We start from the raw sequence: 22,745 nt of genomic DNA on the forward strand, positions 1-22,745 counted from the left end.
CGGGGCGCATGGTCCGGATCCCTCCGCGACCAGATCGGCGACCGGGCCGTGGCGGACTACAAGGCTGTCGTGGTGTCGATCGGAAGCAGCGACAGCCATATCCCGTACGGCAGTTCCCCGGCGATCTTCCGGGACAACGTGTCGCGAGAACTGGAAGTCGGCGGACTCTGGATCGCTCTGCTGCCCCGTGACCTGCTCCGCGCTCTTGACCCCTCCGAAACCGACGAGATCAACACTCGGATCCGAACGTACAGCGCGATCCTGGCCGAGCTGGTCAAGGCAGCTGGAGGCGTCGCTCTGGATGTCGGGGCGATAACCGGTACGCTCGGTCCGGCGGCGTACGAGGACGACGGTATCCATCTGTCGCGCGGGGCCTACGAGAAGCTCTCGCCCGAGATCGCCGACGCGATCGGGTCCGGTGCCGGGCGCCGGTGAGCAGTCCGGCAGCTCACCCCGATCGCGTCCCAAGGCCGGACTCGCCACGGCTCAGTCCAGGATCGCCAGCACGTCCGCGGGCGACCCGAGGTCCGGGACCCCGAATCTGGGATGGCGATCACGTATCGTCTGCGGCCAGCGATCCAGGAACCACCGCGCCCGGAAGGCGGTGAGTCCCGCCGCCTCCGCGCCGGCCAGTTCATCGCTGCCGCCGTCGCCGATGAACGCGGTCCGTTCCGGCGGGACGCCGAGGTTGTCGCAGCAGTGCAGATAGATCGCGCGGTCCGGCTTCGCAACTCCGACCCGACAGGAGAACGTGACATCGTCGAACAGGACGGCGTACGGACTGTCCGGCCAGGCAGACACCTCCTCGACGGCACAGTTGCTCACGACCCCGAGCCGCAGCCCGGCCGCACGAAGCCGTCCCAGGAGATCGATCACGCCGGTGTCGGCTGTGGTCACGGCCCGAGCCTTCACGGCCCGCCGCTCCGCGTACAACGCCTCGATCACCCGGGGATCCGCTGGGACGCCGACCGCGCGACACGCTTCAGCCAGCACCTCCCGGAACCCGAGCAGCGATGTCATCCGGTCCGGCTTCCGAGCCCGCCAGACACGCTCGAAGGAGTGCTCCGGAATCCCGAGCCGCCCGGCCGTCGTCGGCCCGGGCCGCCAGCACGGGTCGAACTCGGTGATCAGGGTCTCGTACAGGTCGAAGATCACCGCGTCGAACCGGGCCACCGGCCACAGGCTAGCGGCCCTCCCACAGTGGGCTCAGCTCCGCCGGGCAAGCAAAAGGCCCGCTCCGGGAGGAGCGGGCCTGCTGTCAAAGGGTCAGCGAGCGACCTTGCCGGCCTTCAGGCAGGAGGTGCACACGTTGACGCGCTTGGTGGAGCCGCCGGGAACCGCGGTCCGGACCCGCTGGATGTTCGGGTTCCAACGGCGCTTGGTCTTCTTCTTCGACCAGGGCACGTTGTTGCCGAAGCTGGGGCGCTTGGCGCAGATGTCACATACGGCAGCCACTGGATTTCTCCCACAAACGTTCTCGGTACGGTCAGCGAAGCAATCGGCCCTCTCGGGGCAACCGCTGAATCGTACCCGATCGCCCGAGGCCAGAGCGAATCGAGTCCTCGCCTGCGTGGAAGCCGCCACGGTCGCGGCAGGCTCAATAAGGTGAGGAGCGTGTCCATCCCGTCCCGGCCCATGGTGCCAGAGCCGGCCTATGCCGCTCTGGTCGCCTGGCTCCGCCGTGCCCGGGACCTGATCGCGGCCTCGGCGCCGGCAATCGATGCGATCAACGTCTTCCCGGCGCCGGACGCCGACACCGGGAGCAACGTCACGCTCACCCTGAACGCCGTGGTGGAGGCCGCTGCTGCCGGGCCGGACGCGCTGGGCAGTGCCGCGGTGGTGTCGGCGCACGGCAACTCGGGCGCGGTGATCGGCCAGATGATCGCCGTCGCCGCCGGCCGGCTGCCGTACCTCGGCTCCGGCGAGAGCTGCGGGCGCTGGCTCGCGACGACGTTGCGGGAGGCCGGCGCCATGGCGACGGCCGCGGTCGCGGAACCGGTCCGCGGCACCGTGCTGACGGTCGCCGCGGCCGCGACCGAAGCCGCGGCTGCGGCGGCCGAGGCCGGGCGCGCTCCGCTGCCGGTCGCACGGGCCGCGGAACGGGCCGCGAGCGAGGCCCTGGACCGGACCACCGACCAGCTGCCGGTGCTGCGCGAGGCCGGGGTCGTCGACGCCGGGGGACTCGCGTTCCTGTTGCTGCTCCGGGCCCTGGTCGAGACCCTCGGCGGCGAACCGGCCCAGCCGCTGCCCGCTCCCGCGGCGGTCGGCGGCGCGCCGCCGGCGGGTCCGGACGACACCTGCGAGTACGAGGTGATGTACCTGCTCGACGGCGCCGAACCGGCCGCCCTCGACCGCCTCCGGATCCGACTGTCCGAGCTCGCCGCTAGCGTGGTCGTCGTGACCACCGGGGCCGGTTCTCCTTCGGCGTCGAGCCGTACGGCCAAGGTCCATGCCCACCTGACCCGGCCGGCGCGGGCCGTCGCGCCCGGCCTCGCCGCCGGCACGGTCAGTGCACTCCGGGTCACCCCGCTCGGCCGGCCGGCAACCCCGCCGGTTCGCCGTCCGCTGGTGATCACCGACGACCCCGGCCAGGACGACCTGGTCCGCGCCCACGGTGGCGAACCGCTGCCGTACGACGATCCCGACCCGGCCGAACCGCTGCCGGCCCGCCTCGCCGCCGAACTGGCCCGCACCGGGCCGGAGGCGATCATCGTGCTGCCGGCAACCGCCGAGTCGGCGGCACGGACCGCGATCGACCTGAGTGACCGGGACCGCCGGGTCGAGTTGGTCCGGTGCCAAGGATCGGTGCCGGCCTTGTCCGCTCTGGCGGTGCACGAGCCGACGGCAGACCTGACCGAGGCGGCCGCGGCGATGCGGTCCGCGGCCTCCCGGGTGCGTACCGGTTCGGCGGGTTCGGCCGACGACGCCTGGACCATGATCACCAGGCTGGCCGCCGACCGGGCCGAGTTGATCACGATCATCGCGGACCCGTCCGCGGCGTCGGTCGACCTCGGCCGCCGGATCGCGGCCGCCTATCCCGGTGCCGAGGTCGAACTGCTGACCGGGCGTCATCGCGGCGACGCCTTCCTGATCGGGGTCGAACCATGATCGACGAGTGGCAGACCGAGACCTTCGCCCGGCTGGAGACGAAGCTGTCGTCGGTGATCGGCAAGGCGACGCCGTTCGAGAAGCTCAAGATCAACACCGTCGGCGACCTGCTGATGCACCTGCCGCGCCGCTACATGGACGGTACGGAGCTCAGCGAGCTGTCCGCCCTCACCCCGGGCGAGGAGGTGGCCGTTGTCGCGGAGGTGCTGGACGCCCGGGCGTACAACCTGGACAGCGGGCCCGGCTACTCGGCCCGGAAGCCACGGCTGGAGGCGACGATCACCGACCGGAAGGGCCGGCTCAAGCTCGCCTTCTTCGGCAAGCCGCCGTTGATCATGCACTGGCAACGGGTGCTGCAGCCGGGTGCTCGCGGGATCTTCGCCGGCAAGGTCCGCGAGTTCAACGGCGCGCTCCAATTGGCCCACCCGGACTTCGTGATCATCGACGAGAACGGTGCGGTGATCGCCGGCGCGAAGCGCAACGCCGACCTGGCCAAGGTGACCGGGACCAAGCTGCTCGGCCTCTACCCGCAGACGGCGAAGCTGCAGACCTGGACCATCGCCGCGACGATGGGCGTCGCGCTCGACTTCCTGGACGACGTCGAGGATCCGCTGCCGCCGGCGCTGCGGCTCGAGGCCGGTGTGATCGGCCTGGCCGACGCCTACCGTGCGGTGCACCGGCCGACCACCAAGGCCGAGGCGGGAGACGGCCGGCGCCGGCTCCAGTTCGACGAGGCGTTCGCGCTGCAGTTGGCCATGGCCCGCCGCCGCGCCGACGCCCGCTCCCACGGCGCGACGCCGCGGCCGCGCCGGGCGGATGGACTGCTGGACGCGTTCGACGCCCGGCTGCCGTACCAGCTGACCGCCGGGCAGACCGAGGTCTCCGACGTGATCATGGAGGAGCTGGGCCGGCCCTACCCGATGCAGCGGCTGCTCCAGGGCGAGGTCGGTTCCGGCAAGACCGTGGTCGCCCTGCGGTCCATGCTCACGGTGATCGACTCCGGCGGGCAGGCCGCGCTGTTGGCGCCGACCGAGGTGCTGGCCGCCCAGCACTACCAGACGATCACCAAGCTACTGGGCGACCTGGCCCACGGCGGCGGCCTGCTGGCCGGGGCGGCCGGCGGCACCGACGTGGCGTTGATCACCGGCTCGATGTCGGCCGCGCAGAAGCGGGAGGCGATGCTGCGCGCGGCCTCCGGCGAGGCCGGCATCGTCGTCGGCACCCACGCCCTGCTGAGCGAGCGGATCCAGTTCGCCGACCTCGGCCTGGTGGTGATCGACGAGCAGCACCGGTTCGGCGTCGAGCAGCGGGCCGCGCTGGCCGCGAAGGCGGAGTTGCGGCCGCACGTGCTCGTGCTCACGGCGACCCCGATCCCGCGCTCGGTCGCGATGACGGTGTTCGGCGACCTGGAGGTGTCGACGCTGACCGAGGTGCCGGCCGGGCGGGCCGACGTGTCGACGGTCCTGGTCGACGCCAAGGCGAAGCCGGCCTGGGTCGACCGCGCCTGGCAGCGGGTGGTGGAGGAGGCCGCGGCCGGCCGGCAGTCGTTCATCGTCTGCGCCCGGATCTCGGCCGAAAGCAAGAGCGGCCGAGCGGGGGAGGACCTGCCGACGCCCGAGGACGCCGAGCCGGCGATCGCCGCCGAGGATCTGTACGAGGAGCTGACCGCAGGCCCGCTCAAGGACCTGCGGGTCGGGCTGCTGCACGGCCAGCAGCCGGCCGACCAGAAGGACGAGACGATGCGCTCGTTCGCGGCCGGCGACCTGGATGTGCTGGTCTCGACCACGGTGATCGAGGTCGGCGTGGACGTACCGAACGCGTCGGTGATGGTGATCTGCGACGCGGACCGGTTCGGCATCTCGCAGCTGCACCAGCTGCGCGGCCGGATCGGCCGGGGCGAGCACCCGGGCGTCTGCCTGCTGCTGACCCGGACCCCGCCCGACACCACCGCCCGGGAGCGGCTGTCCGCGGTGGCCGCGACCAGGGACGGCTTCGAGCTGGCCCAGATCGACCTCGAGCAACGCCGCGAGGGCGACGTGCTCGGTGCCAGCCAGTCCGGCGTGCGGTCCAGCCTGCGCCTGCTCCGGGTGCTGGACGACCGCGACCTGATCGAGCGGGCCCGCGAACTGGCCGAACGGGAACTGGCCAAGGACCCCGAGCTGAAGCAGCCGGGCCTGGCCGATCTGGTCGCCCAGGTCGAGCGGCGCGCCGCCGGCGACTGGCTGGACCGTACGTGAGCCGGATCGTCGCCGGACGGTACGGCGGCCGCCGGCTCAAGCTGCCCGTCGGCGAACGGACCCGTCCGACCACGGACCGGGTGCGGGAGGCGTTGTTCGCGATGCTCGCGTCCTGGGCCGGCGCCGGCGGCGACGCGGGCGAGTCGCTGGCCGGGCTCTCCTTCCTCGATCTGTACGCGGGCTCCGGCGCGGTCGGGCTCGAGGCGGCCTCCCGCGGCGCCGACCCGGTGCTGCTGGTCGAGGCCGATCAGCGGACCGTGCGCGGCGTGATCCGGCCCAACATCGCCGCCCTCGGCGCCCGCGCATCGGTCCGGGCCGGCCGGGTCGAGCAGATCGTCAAGGGTCCGGCGCCGCTGGCGTACGACCTCGTCTTCATCGATCCGCCGTACGAACTCGGCAGCCCGGACCTCTCCGGCGTGCTGGCCGACCTGGTCGGCAACGGCTGGGTCGCCGAGGACGGGCTGATCGTGGCCGAGCGGTCCCGGCGGTCACCCGACCTCACCCCGCCCTCGCCGTACACCGAGGTCGGGACGCGACGCTACGGCGAGACCGTACTGACCACCTTCAGCCGACCGGTAGCGTGAGGATCGTGGTACGTCGCGCGGTCTGCCCCGGTTCCTACGACCCGATCACGCTCGGGCATCTCGACGTCATCGGCCGGGCGGCCGGGATGTTCGACGAGGTGATCGTGGCGATCGGGCACAACCCGGCCAAGAAGGGCCGGTTCACCGTCGAGGAGCGGGTCGACCTCGTCGCCGAGTCCTGCCAGGAGCTGCCCAACGTCGAGGCGATCCAGTTCTCCGGGCTGCTGGTCGACCTGTGCCGGCAGCGCGGGATCGGCACGATCGTCAAGGGTGTCCGTACCGCCGACGATGCCTCCTACGAGTTCCCGATGGCCCAGATGAACCGCCGGCTCACCGGAGTCGAGACCGTGCTGCTGCCGTCGGCCCCCGAGTGGTCGTTCGTCTCGTCGTCCCTGGTCCGGGAGATCTCCGGCTACGGTGGTGACGTGACGGCGTTCGTGCCACAGCCGGTGATCGACCGGTTGGCGTGAATGGCGCGACCCGGCCGAAACGGGCGTACCATCACAGTTGGGCACGAGTCGGGGGACTCTGCTCGTTTGCATGTTGAGTGGTCATTTGTCGAAAGCGAGCAAGGGGGATCATGGCTGATCGAGAGACGGTGGAGGAGAAACTCACTCTGCTGCGGGAGATGATCGCCCAGGCCCGGGCGATGCCGATGTCGGCGTCCTGCGTGATCAACCGCGGCGAGGTGCTGGGTGCCATCGACGACGTCATCGAACACCTTCCGGACGAGATCGAGGAGGCGCAGGCCGTCATCGACGCGTCCCACGCCAAGATCGCCGAGGGTGAGGCGGAAGCGGCCCGGATGATCCGGGACGCCCGGGAGAAGGCCCTCGAACTCGCTCAGCACAGCGAGATCGTGCGGGTCGCCCAGGAGACCGCCGAGCGGATCCGGACCGAGGCCGAGAACGAGGCGGCCGCACTCCGCCGGGAGACGGACGGCTTCATCGACTCCAGAATGGCCAGCTTCGAGTCCGTCCTGCACAAGACCACCAGCCAGGTGAAGACCGCCCGGCTCCGGCTGGCCGAGCGCAGCGATCTGGACGCCGAAGAGACGCAGCTGACCATGCAGATGCCGCGGATCCAGAGCGCCGGCTGACCGCCCGTCCCCCTTCGATCCCTTACTCGGACGCGGTGAGCTGGCGCATCAGGCTGGCCAGGTCCGAGCAGATCCACTCCTCGACGATCTTGCCGTCGACCACCCGGTAGATCTCGTTGCTGTCGTAGCTGACCGTGCGCCCGGTCGGCGGAATCCCCAGGAACTCACCGGTGTGGGTTCCGTGGAAGACCAGTCGGACGGCCACCCGGTCACCGGCGGCGAAGCAGTCCTTGACCTCGGCGCGGAGGTCGGGGAACGCCTGCATCGCCACCTCGATCCCTTGCCGCCAGGTGTCCAGCCCGAATCGGGGGCTCGGCGCACCGGCGATGTTGATCGCGAAGTCCTCGATCATCAGCGCGTTGCAGGCCTCGAAGTCCCGTGCGTTCAGGTGGTCGAAGGCCTGCCGGAGCAGCTCGGCGTTGCGGTCGGTCGTCGTCGTGGTCATGATCAACTTCCCTCTCCGTGGTGTTCCTCCATCAGGGCGGCGAGCCGGGTCCTCGCGTGACCGAGGGCCCGTGCCGTGGCGGCTCGATCCCTGGCCGGGATCGGGCCGAACAGGGCTTCCGCGAACTCCTCGTGCTGTACGGCCATCGCGGCCATCGCCGCCGTGCCCTGCTCGGTCAGCGTGATCAGGAACGCGCGCCGGTCCTCCGGATGCCGGTCCCGGGTCACGTGACCGCTGGCCACCAGCCCGTCCACCAGTGCGGTGACGTTGCGCGGGCTGACGTCCAGGACGGCCGCCAGCGTCTGCTGCGTGACCGGGCCGGAGCGATGCAGTTCCCACAACAGGTGGGTCCTGGCCAGGGTCAGTCCGTCCTTCCCCAGCGTGGCCGTCAAATCCTTGTCGATCATGATCGACAAGGCCAGCAGTTGATCAAGGAGTTCGGTTGGGCTCGCCATATCGTGAGTATAGTTCACTATTACCTGAGCTCAATAATCGTAGTGGTTCTCTAGACTGCCGGGCATGGCCGTCTCCGAGGAAGATCTCCAGCATCTCGAGCGCTGCGTCGCGCTGGCCCGGATCGCCCTGGACGGTGGTGACGAACCCTTCGGGTCCGTCCTGGTCGACCGCGGCGCCAGGGTGCTCTTCGAGGGGCACAACGAGGTCCAGGGCGGTGACCAGACCTGGCATCCGGAGTTCGCGGCGGCACGGTGGGCGGTGGCCAACCTCGACCCCGAGGCCCGGGCCGCCGCGACCGTCTACACCTCCGGCGAGCACTGCCCGATGTGCGCCGCCGCCCACGCCTGGGTCGGGCTGGGCCGCATCGTCTACGCGGCCTCGTCGGCCCAGCTGACCCGCTGGCGCTCCGAGTGGGGCCTGCCCGCCGGGCCGGTGGCGCCGCTCCCGATCAACGCGGTCGCCCCGTACCTCGTGGTCGACGGCCCGGCCCCACGCTTCGAAGCCGCCATGAAAGATCTCTATGCGCGCCGGTTCCGGCGCTGAGGTCAACCGGATAGTGTTAGCACTCCTCATGGGAGAGTGCTAACAGGGAGTCCGGATGTCTGCCGTTCCGCTGGGGCCGGTCTACGCCAGGTTGTGGTCCGCGACGGCGCTGTCGAACCTCGGGGACGGAATTCGTGCCGCGGCCTTTCCGCTGCTCGCGGCGAGCCTGACCTCCAGTCCGGTTCTGGTCACCGGCGTCGCAGTCGCGGGTGGGCTGCCTGGGCTGCTGTTCGGGCCGGTCGCCGGTGTCGTCGCTGATCGCATCAATCGCCGGGCGCTGGTCTTCGCGATGGATGTTGTCCGGACCGCACTGTTGCTCGGTCTCGTGGTGATCATCGCGACGGGCCACGCCACGATCTGGGCGGTCTATGGCGTGGTGTTCGCCTCCGGCCTGGCATCGGTTCTGCGCGATACCACCGTAGGAACCCTGTTGCCTTCGGTCGTCGGCAAAGATCAACTCGACCGAGCGAACGGTCGGATGGTCACGGCCGAGATTGCTGGCAACGAATTCGTCGGGCCACCGCTGGGTGGATACCTGTTCGGCATTGCGGTCGCCCTGCCGTTTGCGATCAACGGCGGCACTTTGGCCATCGCAGCGGCTTTGGTGGCTTCGATCCCGGCGATGGTGCAACCGAGGACTTCTCGCAGCGGCGAGGCGCCGTCATCGAGCCCGATCGCAGATCTGAGGGCGGGACTCGGGTGGTTGATCAAGCGGCGGCAAGTCCTGGCTGTCGCCGCGACCAGTGTCGCCCTGGCGATGACCGACAGTGCCTGGTTCACGCTTCTGGTGCTCTATCTCCGCCAGGTTCTCGGCTTGCCCGATTTCACCTTGGGGATCATGTTGGCCGTAGGCGCTCTCGGTGGGCTTGCCGGCGGGCTACTGGCGTCGGGGATCGGTCGTGCTCTAGGTCTGAGATGGACCATCGTGGGCAGTCTTCTCGTTGCCGCCGCCGGGCAACTCGCTCTCGGTGCGACCAGCAGTGCCGCCGTCACCGCGTTCGTTCTGGCCACCAGCAGCCTGGTCTTCGCCGTCTGGAACGTCGCTGCCCGTACTCTGATCCAGCGCCGGACACCTCTGGAGATGTTGGGCCGAATCAGCAGCCTGAACGGAACCGTCATCACAGCCGCCTCGATCCTGGGTGCACTGCTCGGAGGGATCATCGCCCAGCGCGTGGGACTACACGCCCCGTTCCTGCTCGGCGTCCCACTCCTCCTCGCCGCCGCCGTGATCGGCTGGTGGGCTCTTCGCCCGTTGCGGTGAGGGGTGGTCGCGAATGTCCCTCGAGTCGGATGAAAACCTCGAGAAGCGCGCAGACTGCACTTCAGCGAGGGACATTCGCGACGGGGTCAGCGCAGGGCGTCGGACTCTCGGCGGGCGTCGAGGCGGAGCTTGATCAGGCTCGCGATCACGGCGACGGCCATCGCGCCGACGATCACGCCGAGCGAGACGAAGGTGCCGATCTCGGGGGCCCAGGCGACGTGCTGGCCCCCGTTGATGAAGGGGAGTTCGTTCTCGTGCAGGGCGTGCAGGAACAGCTTCACGCCGATGAAGGCGAGGATGGCGGCGATCCCGTACTTGAGGAAGACCAGCTTCTCGACCAGATCGCCGAGCAGGAAGTACAGCTGCCGCAGCCCCATCAGGGCGAACACGTTGGCGGTGAAGACCAGGAACGGCTCGGTCGTGATGCCGAAGATCGCCGGGATCGAGTCGACCGCGAAGACGAGGTCGGTGGTGCCCAGCGCGATCAGGACGATGATCACCGGCGTGAACACGCGGCGTCCCCGTACCGTGGTCCTGAGTCGGGCACCGTCGTACTCATCGGTGATCGGGATCCGCCGGCGCAGGATCCTGATCAAGGGGTTCTCGGACTCGTCGTCGTGTTTGGCGACCGCCTGGTTGATCGCGGTGTAGATCAGGAACAGGCCGAAGATGTAGAAGATCCAGCTGAAGTTCGAGATCAGCGTCGCGCCGAGCAGGATGAAGGCGCCGCGGAAGACGAGCGCCAGGATGATGCCGACCATCAGCAGTTCCTGCTGGTACTGCCTCGGCACCGAGAACCTGGCCATGATGATCAGGAACACGAACAGGTTGTCGATCGAGAGGCTGTACTCGGTCAGCCAGCCGGCGACGAACTGACCGGCGTGCTCGGCGTCTCCGAGCGGCAGCAGGGAGCCCGCGAAGACCAGCGCGAGCACCACGTAGAACGTGATCCAGAGTGCCGACTCCCGGGTCGACGGGATGTGCGGTCGCCGGAACGCCAGCACGATGTCGAAGGTGAGGATCAGGGCCAGTACGACGTAGGTGCCGATCTCGAACCAGAGCGGGATGGTGAGTTCCACAGGAACCTTTCGGGTGGACGGAACGGACCCGAACGTCTCTCCCGCGCAGCCCCCGCCCGGATCTCTCCGGCGGGCCCGCGGCCGCGACCGGGGTTGCGGCGGCGGAACCCGTCATGACGATCGCGACGAACTGGGATACTCCCCTTCAGGAAGGCACAGTCTAGGGTGTCCCGAAGGGTCGCTCGCACCGCGACGCGACGATTACCGGAATTGCGGGCAGAGCAGGTAAGGTGTCTGGTCGGTCACAGCTCTGCCTGGGGCCGTCTGAGTTGGGAAGGAATTCTGCATGGATTCGGCGCAACACGGGCTGGATCCACGGTCCGAACTGGTGCTGGACACCCACGAGCTGGGACGCCGGCCGGGGGCGAGCCGCCACGTGCAGAAGGCCGTCCCGGCCCCGACGGGTCTTGGCCTTGCCGTGATCGGAGTGCCACCCGAGTCTGAGGTCGACCTGGACGTACGTCTGGAATCGGTCGTCGAAGGGGTGCTGGTCACCGGAACCGCGGTGGTCCAGCTGCGCGGAGAGTGCGTGCGGTGCCTGGGGGAGGTCAGTCGTGACCTGACCGTCGACCTCCAGGAGCTGTACGTCTACCCCGGCAGCGACGCGGAAGCCGACGAGGCCAGCCGTCTTCAGGGCGACCTGCTCGACCTGGAGCCGATCCTCCGCGACCAGGTGGTGCTCGACCTGCCGTACCGGCCGCTGTGCCGAGACGACTGCGAGGGGTTGTGCGCCACCTGTGGCGCCAACCTCAACGACGACCCGGACCACGGGCACGAAGCGCCGGTGGACCCGCGGTGGGCGGCGATCGCAGGGCTCGCACTCGAGTCGGACGAGCAGGAGCAGAGCAAGGACAGGTGACCCGGAGCTTCCGGGCCAAGGGCAAGGAGAAGATTCGTGGCCGTTCCCAAGCGGAGAATGTCCCGCAGCAACACCCGGCACCGCCGGTCCCAGTGGAAGGCCAAGCTGCCGACCCTGGTGACCTGTGCGAACCCGGCCTGCCGCGAGAAGCACCTGCCGCACGTGGCCTGCCCGGCCTGCGGTCAGTACGGACCGCGCGCAGCCCGTCGTCAGGTGCTCGCGTCCTGACCGAGTCAGCGGCGGCCCCCGACCAACGACCTGTCCGGGAGCTTCTTGACCAGCTCGAGATGCCGGTGCATCCCGAGCTGCTGGACCTCGCCCTCACCCATCGTTCGTACGCGTACGAGAAGGGTGGCCTGCCGACCAACGAGCGGCTGGAGTTCCTCGGCGACGCCGTGCTCAGCCTGGTCGTCACCGAGCATCTCTACCTGACCCATCCGGATCAGTCCGAGGGGCAGCTGGCGAAGCTGCGCTCGGCGGTCGTCCGGGCCACGACGCTGGCCGAGATCGCGCGGGAGCTCGATCTCGGGTCGGCCGTCTACCTGGGCCGTGGCGAGGAGTCGACGGGCGGTCGCGACAAGTCCTCCATCCTGGCCGACACGATGGAGGCGGTGATCGGTGCCGTCTTCCTGGGGCACGGGATCGAGGCCGCGGCGCGGTTCATCCATCACCTGTTCGACGACCTGATGGCCGAGGCGGCGACCCGCGGTGCCGGGCTGGACTGGAAGACCAGCCTGCAGGAGATCGCGTCGCTGTCGAACCTCGGCGTACCCAGCTACGAGATCAGCGAGTCCGGCCCGGACCACGCGAAGTCGTTCGAGGCCCGGGTGGTGCTCGGCGAGGAGCGCTTCGGGCCCGGGGCCGGCCGGAACAAGAAGGAAGCCGAGCAGAACGCGGCCTCGGTCGCGTTCGAGGCGGTCACGGCCCGGCTGAAACTGACCCAGGCCGAGGCGGACCCGGCGACCGACGGCGTCGGCGGGGTCGTCGCCGCCGACTGAGTTCCGTCGCCAGGCTCCACACCCATGCCCGAGCTTCCCGAGGTCGAGGTCGTCCGGCGCGGCCTGTCCACCGCGGTACGCGGCCGGACGATCACTCACGTCGACGTCCTGCACGAACGCCCGGTCCGCCGTCACCTGGCCGGCCCGGCCGACTTCGCCGCCCAGCTCACCGGCCGCCGGTTCGCCGAGCCGCGCCGTCGCGGCAAGTATCTGTGGCTCCCGTTCGAGGACGGCGACGCACTGCTGGCCCATCTCGGGATGAGCGGCCAGTTCCGATCCGACGAGGCGACGCTGCCCGATCCGCCGAACACCCGGATCAGGTTCGTCTTCGCCGACGGCGGGCCGGAGTTGCGCTTCGTCGACCAGCGGATGTTCGGCGGTCTGAGCCTGTCCCCGGACGGTGCCGAGCTCCCCGCCGAGGTGGCCCACATCGCCCGCGACCCGTTCGATCCAGAATTCGATCTTGGTCAGACCGTGGCCAGGATGCGCCGGAAGCGGAGCGGGGTGAAGCGCGCGCTGCTGGACCAGGAGTTGATCTCCGGCATCGGCAACATCTACGCCGACGAGGCGCTCTGGCGGAGCCGGCTGCACTACGCCAAGCCCGCCGACCGACTGACCCGCAAGGCCGCCGCCGGCGTGATCATGGCGGCGACCGAGGTGATGCGGGAGGCTCTCGGCGAGGGCGGCACCTCCTTCGATTCCCTGTACGTCAACGTGAACGGCAGCAGCGGCTACTTCGAGCGAGCCCTCGCCGTCTACGGGCGCGAGGGCCTGCCGTGCCTCCGCTGCGGCCGGCCGATCAAGCGCGAGCCGTTCATGAACCGCTCCTCCTTCCGCTGCCCGCGCTGCCAGCCGACGCCGCGGCTGATCAGCAACACGGCCTGACTCAGGACGGCCGGCCGATCAGCATCGGCGGGCGGTCGGGGAGGCAGATCAGCGCCTGACCGGGGCCGGTGCTCAGGATGGTGTCTCGCGGACCCCTCGCTGTGGCGTCGGGCAGCCGGAGCTGGGCGGTCTGTCTGCCGCTCGCGAAGTCGAAGACGATCAGTTGCTGCTCCTGGGTGTCCACAGTGTGCGTGGGCCGGGCTGAGCCGCTGACCACGACCGTGCCGCCCTCGACGGTGATCGACGCCCAGTCCGTGACTCCGTCCGGTTCGATCGGCAGCGGGTCGGTGTGCCGATCGGCGGACCGGAGGCCGGACGGCCAGTCGCCGAACTCGAGCACCCGGTCGGACAGGCGGGCCCAACCGAGCCGGCCGACCTGGACCCGGCTCCGATGGCCGTAGGCGGTCGACGAGTCCGCTTGGGTGAGCTGGCCGCCCGATCGATCGAGCCGGACGATCGTGGCCCCGCCCTCCGCCCCCTCGACGGCCAGGAGTTGTTCGTCGAGCCAGCGCATGGTCAGCCGGTCGCCGCAGCTGAAGGGCTCGCCCGGCGGACGGTCCTGACCATGGACCGTGCAACGGTTCTCGTTCATGGTGAAGGCGTTCACGTCCGGTCCGGTCGCAAAGGCGTAGTCCCCCTTGATCACCCCCTCGCTCCGGCCGTCACCGGCATTCAGGATGGTCCATTCGCCGTTGTCGGCCCGATCTTGGGAGACGATCCGCTCGGGCAGCCGGATCGACTCCGAGAAGGGAAGGTACGCCGCGACCTCTCGCTGCCAGACCTCCTTGCCCTCCAGGTCGAAGCCGAACGCACACTCGGCGTAGGCGCCGCAGTGTCTCTGGAGTACGACCACGTCACCGGCCGCGGCCAGGTCGGCATCGGCGATGATCGACTCCGGCCACAACGGTCGTGCCGAGTCGTCGTAGAGCTGGTACTGCTCACCCGTCGTGACCAGTAGCCGGTCCCCGGCGACGGACAGACGGGCGGCGTCCGACCGCTTCGGCACGGTGCCGCGCAGGTGGCCGTCGGCGAGGTCGAGGAACACCAGCCGTGCGCCGTCCTGGAGGACCACCGCATCGCCGACCACGGCATACGGCTGGAGTCCGTCGCCGATCGCCGGGTCGGCCTGCCAGACGATGCCGGAGCCGTTGAGCTCGGCCTGTCGCTGCAGCAGCGGAACGGCGATGACGACGGTCACCAGAAGGGCGATGCCGATCGTGACCGCCCGGACGAGAATGGGGTGGACGACATGGTTGACGGCGATCAGCACGATGAGCACGACCAACAGCCCGCTCAGGATGATCATGGTGATCACTCCGCCCAGCGTGTGCCTGAGGTAGATCCCCACGAACCCCAGGGACATCAGGGCGACCAGGCCGACCTGAAGCGCGACAGCGCGGACCGTGGCCCGGCGCTCGGCCGGTTCGTCGTGCTCGGACATGTGACCTCACCGTAGTGATCAACAGTCCTGGCCGACGGCCGGCAACGGGGCGGGATCCTTATGGGCCCATGCGCGGATCGGTATCGGGTCAGGCGGTGATCAGGTCGGTGGGGGAGACCTGGCGGCGATGGATGATCACGTCGAACCACTCGGCGAGGGTGCCGCCGGTCGCCTGAGATGCATAGCCCAGTTCCGGGTAGCCGCGGGCCAGCATGGAGGCCGTGAGCCAGTCCCGGACCGCGGCCGGAGCCCGGCCGCGCAGGTCGAGGACGGACTGTTCGTGATCAAGACCGGTGAAGGGGTGGTCGTACCAGTCGGGCTTGGGTACCGGTACGTCCACGACGGGGCCCTCCTCGGTCCGGTACGTGCCGTGGTGGAACCCGGCGCCGATCACTCGGTAGCGGTCGCCGTACCAGCCGGCCAGGTGCGAACCGGCGGGCTTGAAGGTGATCGCGTAGCCGCCGGAGAGCGAGATCTCGGCGGCGCGTGAGGTGTGCGCGGTGGCCGCCCAGTAGACCGCCTTGGTCTTCGACAGGTCGTGCCACCAGCGGATCGTCCGGGCCGAGCCGGCGTCACGGTAGCTCGGGATGTCCGGTTCGTCGAAGCTGTAGTGCAGGTAGAACTTCTCGATCTGCCGGGCCGCTTGGCCGGCCAGTTCGCGCCGAAGATCACCGGGGCGATCGGGCAGGGCGTCGACGATCTCGCGCAGCCGGGCGGCTCGGGTCAGGAACGGCTCCTTGTCCTGGACCTTCCGGAAGTACCAGAAGGCGTACTGTCCGATCGACGTGCAGTTGGGGTCGTCGGTCTTGCTGCAGTCGGGGATCAGGAACTTGATCAACTCGGCGACCTCGGACCGGTGCTCGGGCGCGACCTTCGCCAGATAGGCCTTCAGCTCGGTGTAGACGAACGGCAGGGTCGCGTAGTGTTCGGCGCCGACGAACCGTACTCGATCATTCCGATGCCGGAGGTTGTGCCGGCGCAGCCACCGCAGCAGGTCGACGACCTGTTGGTTCCGCCAGGCTCCGCTCATCTGGTTGACCAGGGCGACCAGGTCGCCCTCGCCGGTCTGCAGGTGCCGGTCGATCAGCAGGCAGAGCGACCAGTCCTCCTCCCAGAACACGGTGCGGAAGCTCTGCCGCTCGATCAGCCGGCGCAGCACCCGGTGCTTCAGCGCGGTCACCTCGGCGAAGTTGTGGCCGTGTTCGCCGAGGCCGACCAGGGTCGCGCCGCGGGTCAGCCGGGGCAGCAGGCGAAGATCATCGAGCGGCGCCTCCGGATCGACGGTGCGCAGCCGGACGGCCTCCTCCCGGATCCAGCGCTGGACGGCGTCGCCGCCGGCGGCCCGCGGCTCGGCGAAGGCGGACCCCGGCGCCGCGGCGGCGACGGTCGCTCCCGCCGCCACGGCGATCAGGCTCCGTCGGCTGATCTTGGTCAGCGCGGTCGGACGGTCGTTGGTGATCATGGTCGGTGCTCCCCCTCGGTGATGACGACACCGGCCATCCTGGTCCGTTGCCGGCTCCGGCACATCGGTGCCGGAGCCGATTCCGGCTACGTCACGCTACGTAGCCGGCGGGAGCGACGACAGTGACAAAGATCATCAGCCGGCGGCGGTCTCGACGCCCGCGATCCCCGCCTTCCCTGCCTCCACATGGATCCGGCCGGCCAGCTCGAGCGGCGCTCCCGGCCGGGTCACGTAGGGGACCACCTTGTAGTCGGCCTGCCAGGCGTCCGGGGTCACCGAGCAGCTGACGTACCCGCGCTGGGCGTTGTGGAACTTCAGGTGCGGGTTCTCGGCCAGCCAGATCCGGCCCAGGTTGTCCATCGCCGCGCCGTCCTTGCCCGAGGTCAGCGACGAGCCGAGGAACTCGGTGCCGATGGTCTTCGAGGCCGGATCGTCGAAGTCCAGCTTGAGGTCGGCCGCGGTGCCGCGGTGCGCGTCGCCGGTGAGCACGACGAAGTTGTCCACGCCGCGGTCGGCGACGGCGTTGAACAGCCGCTGCCGGGCGGCCGTGTACCCGTCCCACGGATCGAGTCCGTACCGGGTGTCCGGCCCCTCGGTGTGGTCGGCCTGGAACATGAAGACCTGGTTGCCGAGGATGTTCCAGGTGGTCCGGGAGCGGTCCAGGCCGTCGATCAGCCAGCGTTCCTGGGCGGCGCCGAGCATGGTCCGCGCCGGGTCGTCGCGGTCCTCCTGCAGGGTGGGCTGGACGTCGCGGTACTGCCGGGTGTCCACCATGTGCAGGGACGCCAGCCGGCCGTACGGCCGGCGCCGGAACAGCTTCATGTCGGGGCCGTCGGGCTTGGACTCCAACCGCAGCGGCTGATTCTCGTAGAACGCCTGGAAGGCGTCGGCGCGGCGCTTCAGGAAGACCGCCGGGTCCTGGTCCGGTTCGGAGTCCGGCTGGGAGTGGCTGCCGGCCCAATTGTTCTCGACGTCATGATCATCGACGGTGACCAGCCAGGGGAAGGCGGCGTGCGCGCGTTGCAGCTCGGGGTCGGCCTTGTACTGGCCGAACCGGATCCGGTAGTCGGTCAGCGAGAACGTCTCGGCCGCCGGCAGGTGACCGCGGCCGAGATCCCCCTGGCCGCCGCCTTCGTAGATGTAGTCGCCGAGGTGCACGACGAAGTCGAGGTCCTCGGCGGCCAGGTGGGAGAGCGCGGTGTAGTAGCCCTCGTAGTAGTTCTGGCAGCTGGCGAACGCGAAGTCGAGCCGGTCGACCGATGCCTTCGGGTCCGGCGCGGTCCGGGTCCGGCCGACCGGGCTGGTGTAGCTGCCGGTCCGGAACCGGTACCAGTAGTGGCGGTGCGGCCGGAGCCCGCTCACCTCGACGTGGACGGAGTGACTGAGCGCGGGCGAGGCCTTGGCGGTGCCGCGGGCGACGATCCGGCGGAACCGTTCGTCCTCGGCGACCTGCCAGTCGACCGCGATCACGCGGTCCGGCATCCCGCCGGTCCCGTCCGGGCTGACCGGGTCGAGGGCGAGCCGGGTCCACAGCACCACGCCGTCGGGGTACGGCTCGCCGGACGCGACGCCGAGCCGGAACGGATCGTCGGGGAACTGCGGATTGGCCCAGGCCCGGCCGGGATCGGCCAGGTGGACGCCGACAGCGGCGGCCAGGGCGCTGCCGGTGCCGAGAGCGAGGAATCGTCGTCGATCTGATCGCGGGTTCATGCCAGGCATCAAATCCGGCGGCACCATATTTGGTCAATGGCTCGTCCGAAACTGCCGTGGGTTCTCGACAAACCTGTCTTCTACATGTTGTAGAGTCACGCTGCACACGTCGGTGGAGGGGAGTTCGGATGGCGCGACCGCGGCTGTTGATCATGGTGATGGCGATGGTGGTGATCGCCGCCGGCTGTGCCGCGCCGGCTGCGCCGGCGGGGCCGGCGACCGGGAGTGCGGGGGCGGTGACGGTGGAGAACTGTGGCGTACGGACGACCTACCGGGAGTCGCCGAAGTCGATCTTGGCCATGAACGTCACCGCCGTCGAGACCATGATCATGCTCGGCGCCGGTGACCGGCTGATCGGGCGACAGACGGAGACCGACGACCCGCGGCCGGTGCCCGAGGCGGCGGCGGAGTTCGATCGGCTCGAGGTGCTGGGCCGGGCCAATCTCAGCGGCGAGAAGATCGCGGACCTGGGACCGGAGCTGGTCGTCGCGGGCTGGGACCTGTTCGACGAGGACGAGGGCCGGAGCCGGGATCAGCTGCGTGGGTACGGGATCGACACGTTCGGCTTCACCGAGTACTGCGCGGGCGGCTTCGCCGGTTTCGAGACCCTGGAGAAGGATCTCCGTGATCTCGGGGCGATCCTCGGTGCTCCGGACCGGGCCGAGGCCCTGATCGCCGACCTGCGCGGGCGGCTCGACCGGGCCCGGTCCGCGCTCGACGGGGTCCAGCCGCTGCGGACGTTCTACTACGACAGCGGCACCGACGGGCCGTACACCCCGGGCGGACCGGGCGTGCTCAGCTTCATCGCCGAGCAGGCCAAGGCGCCGAGTGTGATCACCGGCGGCGAGCGGCCGTTCGTCACGGCCAGTTGGGAACAGGTCGCCGATCAGCAGCCCGAGGTGATCGTGATCCTCGACTACCCGTACTCGGGCACCGTCGCGGACAAGATCAAGATCCTGGAGGCGAATCCGCTGATGGCCTCGACACCCGCGGTCCGGCAGCGCCGCTACGTCACCCTCGGCCTGTACGACACCTTCGAGGGTGTCCGCATCCCGCGCGCGGTGGAGCACCTCGCCGAGGCCGTCCACGGGAAGCAGCCGCGGTGATCCGACGGGTCGCGCTGGTCCCGTTCTACGGTGCCGGCGCCGTGCTGTTGGCCTTCCTGGTTGTCGCCGGGGTCTCGGTCGGGTCCGCCGACCTGCCGTTCGGCGATGTCTGGGCGATCGTCGGGCACCACCTGATCGGGATACCGGAGCAGCCGTGGTGGCGGGAGACCCGGCAGCGGATCGTGCTCGACTCGCGGCTGCCGCGCACCCTGATGGCAGCCGTGGTCGGGGCGATGCTCGGCCTGGCCGGTGCGCTGGCGCAGCGGGTGACCCGGAACCCGCTCGCGGATCCGTACCTGCTCGGGGTCTCGTCCGGTGCGAGCTTCGGCGTGATGCTGGTGATCGTCTTCGGGCTCGGTGCGGCGCTCGGTCCCTGGGCGATCCCGGCCGCGGCGTTCGTCGGGACCCTGATCCCGATCGGGGCCTGTCTGCTGGTGGCGAGCCGGTCCCGCAACACGGTGGCACTGATCCTGATGGGCGTCGCGATGGCCCAGTTCTTCTCGGCCGGCGTCACCTTCGTCCTGATGGTGATCGCCGACGAACGTCAGGTGACGGCGGTGGTGCGCTGGACGGCCGGCGGCTTCGGGGCCAGCGACTGGTCGATGATCATGCTCCCGGTGATCACCCTGCTCGTCCTCGGCGTCCTGGTGATCATGGCCGGGCGCCGGCTCGACCTGCTGCACGCCGGCGACGAGGCGGCCGCCGCGCTCGGGCTGAACGTGCCGCGGTTCCGGGCCCTGATGCTGCTCGCGGTCTCGGTGCTGGCGGCCGTCTCGGTGAGCGTCGCCGGCCCGATCGGGTTCATCGGGCTGCTCGTTCCGCATGTGGCCTCGTTCCTGGTCGGGGTCACGGGCCGCCGGCTGTTGCCCGCCGCGGCCCTGCTCGGCGCGCTGGCCCTGGTCGGCGCCGAACTGCTGGCCCGGGCGCTGCTCGACGGCCGGGAGGTCCCGGTCGGCGTGGTGACCTCGGCGATCGGTGCGCCGATCTTCGTCGTGCTGCTCTACCGGCAGTTCCGGGAGCGGATCCTGTGATGCTCGAACTCGACGAGGTCGGAGTCACGCTGCGCGGCCGGCGCATCCTCGCTCGCGTCAGCCTCGCGGTCGGCGCGGGCGAAGTGGTTGCTCTGGTCGGGCCGAACGGCAGCGGCAAGACGACCACGCTGCGCTGCTGCTATCGCCAGGTTCCGGTCGACGCCGGCCGGGTCATGATCGACGGCCACGAGCTCCGTACGTTGTCCAGGCGCCGGCTGTCCCAGTTGCTGACCGCGAGCGTCCAGGAACCCGAATCGCTGCCGGGGATGACGGTCCGGGAGTCGGTCACCGCCGGCCGGGTGCCGCGACTCCGGCTGCACCAGGCGCTGACCGGGGTCGACCGGCAGCGCGTCACCGAGTGCCTCGCCACGGTCGGGCTGGCCGACCTGGCGGACCGCGACCTCAGCCGGCTGTCCGGCGGCGAGCGGCAGCGGGTCTCGATCGCCCGGGCGCTGGCCAGCGATCCGCGGGTGCTGTTGCTCGACGAACCGACCAATCACCTCGACCTGCGCTACCAGTTGACCGTCCTGGAACTGTGCCGGGACCTGGCCCGGAGTCAGGGGCTGGCCGTCCTGATGACCGTTCATGATCTTCAGCAGGCGGCCAACTACGCCGACCGGGTCGTGATCATCGACGGCGGCCGGGTGATCGCGGAGGGTGCGGCGGGCACTGCGTTGAGCCCGGCGGTCCTTGATCAGGTGTTCGGCGTCCGCGGGCGACTGGACGTCGGGCCCGGCGGCACGTACCGGCTGGAACTGGACGGGCTGGCCGCGGCACGACCTTGATCATCAGGCGCGCGTGTGCTCCGAGATCAACACGGCCGTGGTGTCCGGCTCCAGGGCGCGGAAGACGTGGGCGACGTCGCCGGGATAGCTCAGATAGTCGCCCGGCCCGAGCTCGACCGGGTCGTCGGCCGGCCCGACCTGGGCCCGGCCGACGCCCATGATCACGTGCTCGACGATCCCGGGCAGGTGCGGGTCGGAGTCGCGGGCGCTGCCCGGCTGGGCGGTGATCAGGAAGATGTCCCGGCGGGCCGACGGCGGGCTGGACGAGAGCAGGGTCGCGACGTAGTCCGCCCGGTCGGAGGCGACCGCCGGCCCCTCGCCGGCCCGGATCAGCGTGGTCGGCGGCCGGGTCGGCTGGACCAGTTGGGAGATCGGCACGTCGAGCGCCGTACTCAACGCCCACAGGGTCTCCACGCTCGGGTTGCCGGCCCCCGATTCGAGTTGGGACAGGGTCGACTTGGCGATCCCGGCCCGCCGGGCGACCTCGCCCAGCGACAGCCCGGTGCGGCGCCGCTCGGCTCGCAGGGCTGCCGCGATCACGTCCAGCGGAGCCCGGCTGCGCTCGTTCATGATCCTCCCGGTCGGTTTGTCGTACGATCGTTCGGCTTGACGAACGCACGATGAAGTGTTCACCATAGGCTACATGCGTTCGATATGGCGAACGGCGGATCGGGGGATGGTCCGTGACGTCGCGGTGGTCAGTGCGGCGGTGGGGCTCGTCGCCGTGTCGTACGGCGCGATCGCGGTCGGCTCCGGCTTCCCGCTCTGGGTGCCGGCGCTGCTCTCGCTCACGGTGCTGGCCGGATCGGCCGAGTTCCTGTTCGTCGGCATCCTCACCGCCGGCGGCGGACCGGTCGCGGCCGTGCTGGCCGGGCTGCTCGTCAACGCCCGGCATCTGCCGTTCGGGTTGGCCGTCGCCGACGTGGTCGGCACGGGCTGGCGCCGGCTGCTCGGCAGTCACCTGATGAACGACGAGTCGGTCGCGCTGGCCCTCGGTCAGAGCGATCCGGACCGGCGGCGGGCTGCGTTCTGGTTGTGCGGGTTCGGTGTGCTGCTCTGCTGGCCCAGCGGAGCGATCCTGGGCGGGCTGCTCGGCGGGCTGGTCGCGGACCCGGCCCAGCTCGGCCTGGACGCGATGTTCCCGGCGGTCCTGCTCGCCGTGGCCCTGCCGGCACTGCGGAAGTCCCGGCGGGTCGGCCTGGCGGCCGCCGTCGGGTGCCTGATCGCCCTGGTCACCACGCCGTTCCTGCCGCCCGGGCTGCCCGTGCTGCTTTCGCTGCTGGGCCTGCTCGCCGTTCTGCCCCGGGTACGGGAGCGTCGATGAGCCCCGTGGTCGTGATCATCGGCGGGCTCTGCCTCGCTCTCGGCACCTACGCCTTCCGCCTGACCGGGCCGCTGCTGGCGCACCGGATCGACCTGTCCGAACGGGTCCAGGAGCTGATCGACACCTCGACCGTGGTGCTGCTGCTCGCCGTGGTGGCGACCACCGCGACGACCGAGGCGCAGCAGTTCGCCGGCGTCGCCCGCCCGGCCGGGGTGCTGGTGGCCGGGGTGCTGGCCTGGCGCAAGGCGCCGTTCGTGATCACAGTGACCGCCGCGGCCGCGGTCGCTGCCGGCCTCCGCCTGCTCGGCGTCCCCTGAACCCTCGTCGGGTGC

At 70.3% G+C, this 22,745-nt stretch carries 26 protein-coding genes; 17 read left to right on the forward strand and 9 right to left on the reverse strand.

From position 1 onward, the window contains the following. The first annotated feature begins 69 nt into the window (after window positions 1-69). Entirely contained in the window at window positions 70-435 is a 366-nt protein-coding gene (locus tag AC6CCG_RS07595) for an SGNH/GDSL hydrolase family protein (RefSeq protein WP_496653880.1), read from the forward strand. A 51-nt stretch (window positions 436-486) separates the two neighbouring features. Here AC6CCG_RS07595 and AC6CCG_RS07600 read toward each other — a convergent pair whose 3' ends face one another. Together AC6CCG_RS07600 and rpmB are read right to left on the reverse strand one after the other, a co-directional pair. Then, window positions 487-1,173, reverse strand: a complete 687-nt coding sequence (locus AC6CCG_RS07600) for an HAD family hydrolase (RefSeq protein ID WP_496653881.1) — start codon at window positions 1,171-1,173, stop codon at window positions 487-489. A 93-nt stretch (window positions 1,174-1,266) separates the two neighbouring features. Beyond that, the gene (gene rpmB / locus AC6CCG_RS07605) at window positions 1,267-1,455 is read right to left on the reverse strand and encodes a 50S ribosomal protein L28 (RefSeq protein WP_496653882.1); all 189 of its coding nucleotides are present in this window, start codon (window positions 1,453-1,455) and stop codon (window positions 1,267-1,269) included. A 159-nt stretch (window positions 1,456-1,614) separates the two neighbouring features. Here rpmB and AC6CCG_RS07610 point away from each other — a divergent pair, with 159 nt between their 5' ends. From AC6CCG_RS07610 to AC6CCG_RS07630, 5 genes are all read left to right on the forward strand, one after another. Then, a complete protein-coding gene (locus AC6CCG_RS07610; protein WP_496653883.1) occupies window positions 1,615-3,108 on the forward strand; it encodes a DAK2 domain-containing protein in 1,494 nt (497 codons plus the stop codon). After that, on the forward strand, window positions 3,105-5,345 hold the full coding sequence (locus AC6CCG_RS07615; protein ID WP_496653884.1) for an ATP-dependent DNA helicase RecG: 2,241 nt from the start codon (window positions 3,105-3,107) through the stop codon (window positions 5,343-5,345). Before AC6CCG_RS07610 ends, AC6CCG_RS07615 begins: the two co-directional genes overlap by 4 nt. Further along, on the forward strand, window positions 5,342-5,929 hold the full coding sequence (gene rsmD / locus AC6CCG_RS07620; RefSeq protein WP_496653885.1) for a 16S rRNA (guanine(966)-N(2))-methyltransferase RsmD: 588 nt from the start codon (window positions 5,342-5,344) through the stop codon (window positions 5,927-5,929). The genes AC6CCG_RS07615 and rsmD overlap by 4 nt, the downstream gene beginning before the upstream one ends. A gap of 5 nt (window positions 5,930-5,934) precedes the next feature. Further along, a complete protein-coding gene (coaD, locus tag AC6CCG_RS07625) occupies window positions 5,935-6,399 on the forward strand; it encodes a pantetheine-phosphate adenylyltransferase (protein ID WP_496653886.1) in 465 nt (154 codons plus the stop codon). Window positions 6,400-6,509: 110 nt separating this feature from the next. Further along, the gene (locus AC6CCG_RS07630) at window positions 6,510-7,028 is read left to right on the forward strand and encodes an ATP synthase subunit B family protein (protein ID WP_496653887.1); all 519 of its coding nucleotides are present in this window, start codon (window positions 6,510-6,512) and stop codon (window positions 7,026-7,028) included. Between the two features lie 22 nt (window positions 7,029-7,050). Here the strand turns inward: AC6CCG_RS07630 and AC6CCG_RS07635 are convergent, their stop codons facing one another. Both AC6CCG_RS07635 and AC6CCG_RS07640 read right to left on the reverse strand, forming a co-directional pair. Further along, window positions 7,051-7,473 (reverse strand): ester cyclase, encoded by a 423-nt coding sequence (locus AC6CCG_RS07635; RefSeq protein WP_496653888.1) that lies wholly within the window; start codon window positions 7,471-7,473, stop codon window positions 7,051-7,053. Window positions 7,474-7,475: 2 nt separating this feature from the next. Next, window positions 7,476-7,928: a MarR family winged helix-turn-helix transcriptional regulator gene (locus tag AC6CCG_RS07640; RefSeq protein ID WP_496653889.1), complete on the reverse strand. Its 453-nt coding sequence runs from the start codon at window positions 7,926-7,928 to the stop codon at window positions 7,476-7,478. A gap of 64 nt (window positions 7,929-7,992) precedes the next feature. On the opposite strand from AC6CCG_RS07640, the gene AC6CCG_RS07645 reads away from it, so the two are divergent. Both AC6CCG_RS07645 and AC6CCG_RS07650 read left to right on the forward strand, forming a co-directional pair. After that, on the forward strand, window positions 7,993-8,472 hold the full coding sequence (locus tag AC6CCG_RS07645; protein ID WP_496653890.1) for a nucleoside deaminase: 480 nt from the start codon (window positions 7,993-7,995) through the stop codon (window positions 8,470-8,472). 55 nt (window positions 8,473-8,527) lie between these two features. Further along, on the forward strand, window positions 8,528-9,733 hold the full coding sequence (locus tag AC6CCG_RS07650; protein WP_496653891.1) for an MFS transporter: 1,206 nt from the start codon (window positions 8,528-8,530) through the stop codon (window positions 9,731-9,733). Window positions 9,734-9,819: 86 nt separating this feature from the next. Here AC6CCG_RS07650 and AC6CCG_RS07655 read toward each other — a convergent pair whose 3' ends face one another. Beyond that, window positions 9,820-10,812 (reverse strand): TerC/Alx family metal homeostasis membrane protein, encoded by a 993-nt coding sequence (locus tag AC6CCG_RS07655; protein WP_496653892.1) that lies wholly within the window; start codon window positions 10,810-10,812, stop codon window positions 9,820-9,822. 286 nt (window positions 10,813-11,098) lie between these two features. Between AC6CCG_RS07655 and AC6CCG_RS07660 the strand changes: the two genes are divergently transcribed. Genes AC6CCG_RS07660 through mutM form a run of 4 tightly spaced genes read left to right on the forward strand, consistent with a single transcriptional unit; the run spans window position 11,099 to window position 13,554 of the window. Beyond that, window positions 11,099-11,671 carry a YceD family protein gene (locus tag AC6CCG_RS07660; RefSeq protein ID WP_496653893.1) on the forward strand — a complete coding sequence of 191 codons (573 nt, stop codon included), beginning with the start codon at window positions 11,099-11,101 and terminating at the stop codon, window positions 11,669-11,671. A 36-nt stretch (window positions 11,672-11,707) separates the two neighbouring features. Further along, a complete protein-coding gene (gene rpmF / locus AC6CCG_RS07665) occupies window positions 11,708-11,899 on the forward strand; it encodes a 50S ribosomal protein L32 (protein WP_496653894.1) in 192 nt (63 codons plus the stop codon). A 59-nt stretch (window positions 11,900-11,958) separates the two neighbouring features. Next, on the forward strand, window positions 11,959-12,669 hold the full coding sequence (gene rnc / locus AC6CCG_RS07670; RefSeq protein ID WP_496653895.1) for a ribonuclease III: 711 nt from the start codon (window positions 11,959-11,961) through the stop codon (window positions 12,667-12,669). A 24-nt stretch (window positions 12,670-12,693) separates the two neighbouring features. Then, entirely contained in the window at window positions 12,694-13,554 is an 861-nt protein-coding gene (mutM, locus tag AC6CCG_RS07675; RefSeq protein WP_496653896.1) for a bifunctional DNA-formamidopyrimidine glycosylase/DNA-(apurinic or apyrimidinic site) lyase, read from the forward strand. A gap of 1 nt (window position 13,555) precedes the next feature. On the opposite strand, the gene AC6CCG_RS07680 is transcribed toward mutM, so the two are convergent. From AC6CCG_RS07680 to AC6CCG_RS07690, 3 genes are all read right to left on the reverse strand, one after another. Further along, entirely contained in the window at window positions 13,556-14,995 is a 1,440-nt protein-coding gene (locus tag AC6CCG_RS07680; RefSeq protein WP_496653897.1) for a hypothetical protein, read from the reverse strand. An 88-nt stretch (window positions 14,996-15,083) separates the two neighbouring features. Further along, on the reverse strand, window positions 15,084-16,457 hold the full coding sequence (locus AC6CCG_RS07685) for an erythromycin esterase family protein (RefSeq protein ID WP_496653898.1): 1,374 nt from the start codon (window positions 16,455-16,457) through the stop codon (window positions 15,084-15,086). A gap of 135 nt (window positions 16,458-16,592) precedes the next feature. Further along, complete coding sequence (locus AC6CCG_RS07690) at window positions 16,593-18,167, reverse strand: alkaline phosphatase D family protein (protein WP_496653899.1); 1,575 nt, start codon at window positions 18,165-18,167, stop codon at window positions 16,593-16,595. Window positions 18,168-18,295: 128 nt separating this feature from the next. Between AC6CCG_RS07690 and AC6CCG_RS07695 the strand changes: the two genes are divergently transcribed. The 3 genes from AC6CCG_RS07695 to AC6CCG_RS07705 are packed head-to-tail and all read left to right on the forward strand — an operon-like array spanning window position 18,296 to window position 21,089. Further along, window positions 18,296-19,273, forward strand: coding sequence for an ABC transporter substrate-binding protein (locus AC6CCG_RS07695; protein ID WP_496653900.1), 978 nt, complete (start codon window positions 18,296-18,298; stop codon window positions 19,271-19,273). Further along, window positions 19,270-20,304 carry a FecCD family ABC transporter permease gene (locus AC6CCG_RS07700; RefSeq protein ID WP_496653901.1) on the forward strand — a complete coding sequence of 345 codons (1,035 nt, stop codon included), beginning with the start codon at window positions 19,270-19,272 and terminating at the stop codon, window positions 20,302-20,304. Before AC6CCG_RS07695 ends, AC6CCG_RS07700 begins: the two co-directional genes overlap by 4 nt. After that, window positions 20,304-21,089, forward strand: a complete 786-nt coding sequence (locus AC6CCG_RS07705; protein ID WP_496653902.1) for an ABC transporter ATP-binding protein — start codon at window positions 20,304-20,306, stop codon at window positions 21,087-21,089. The genes AC6CCG_RS07700 and AC6CCG_RS07705 overlap by 1 nt, the downstream gene beginning before the upstream one ends. Window positions 21,090-21,092: 3 nt before the next feature. On the opposite strand, the gene AC6CCG_RS07710 is transcribed toward AC6CCG_RS07705, so the two are convergent. Next, on the reverse strand, window positions 21,093-21,659 hold the full coding sequence (locus AC6CCG_RS07710) for a helix-turn-helix domain-containing protein (protein ID WP_496653903.1): 567 nt from the start codon (window positions 21,657-21,659) through the stop codon (window positions 21,093-21,095). Window positions 21,660-21,765: 106 nt separating this feature from the next. Between AC6CCG_RS07710 and AC6CCG_RS07715 the strand changes: the two genes are divergently transcribed. Next, window positions 21,766-22,413 (forward strand): AzlC family ABC transporter permease, encoded by a 648-nt coding sequence (locus tag AC6CCG_RS07715; RefSeq protein WP_496653904.1) that lies wholly within the window; start codon window positions 21,766-21,768, stop codon window positions 22,411-22,413. Continuing rightward, window positions 22,410-22,730, forward strand: a complete 321-nt coding sequence (locus tag AC6CCG_RS07720; protein ID WP_496653905.1) for an AzlD domain-containing protein — start codon at window positions 22,410-22,412, stop codon at window positions 22,728-22,730. Before AC6CCG_RS07715 ends, AC6CCG_RS07720 begins: the two co-directional genes overlap by 4 nt. Window positions 22,731-22,745: the final 15 nt, after the last annotated feature.

It is taken from the genome of Microlunatus sp. YIM B11417 (assembly GCF_059617205.1).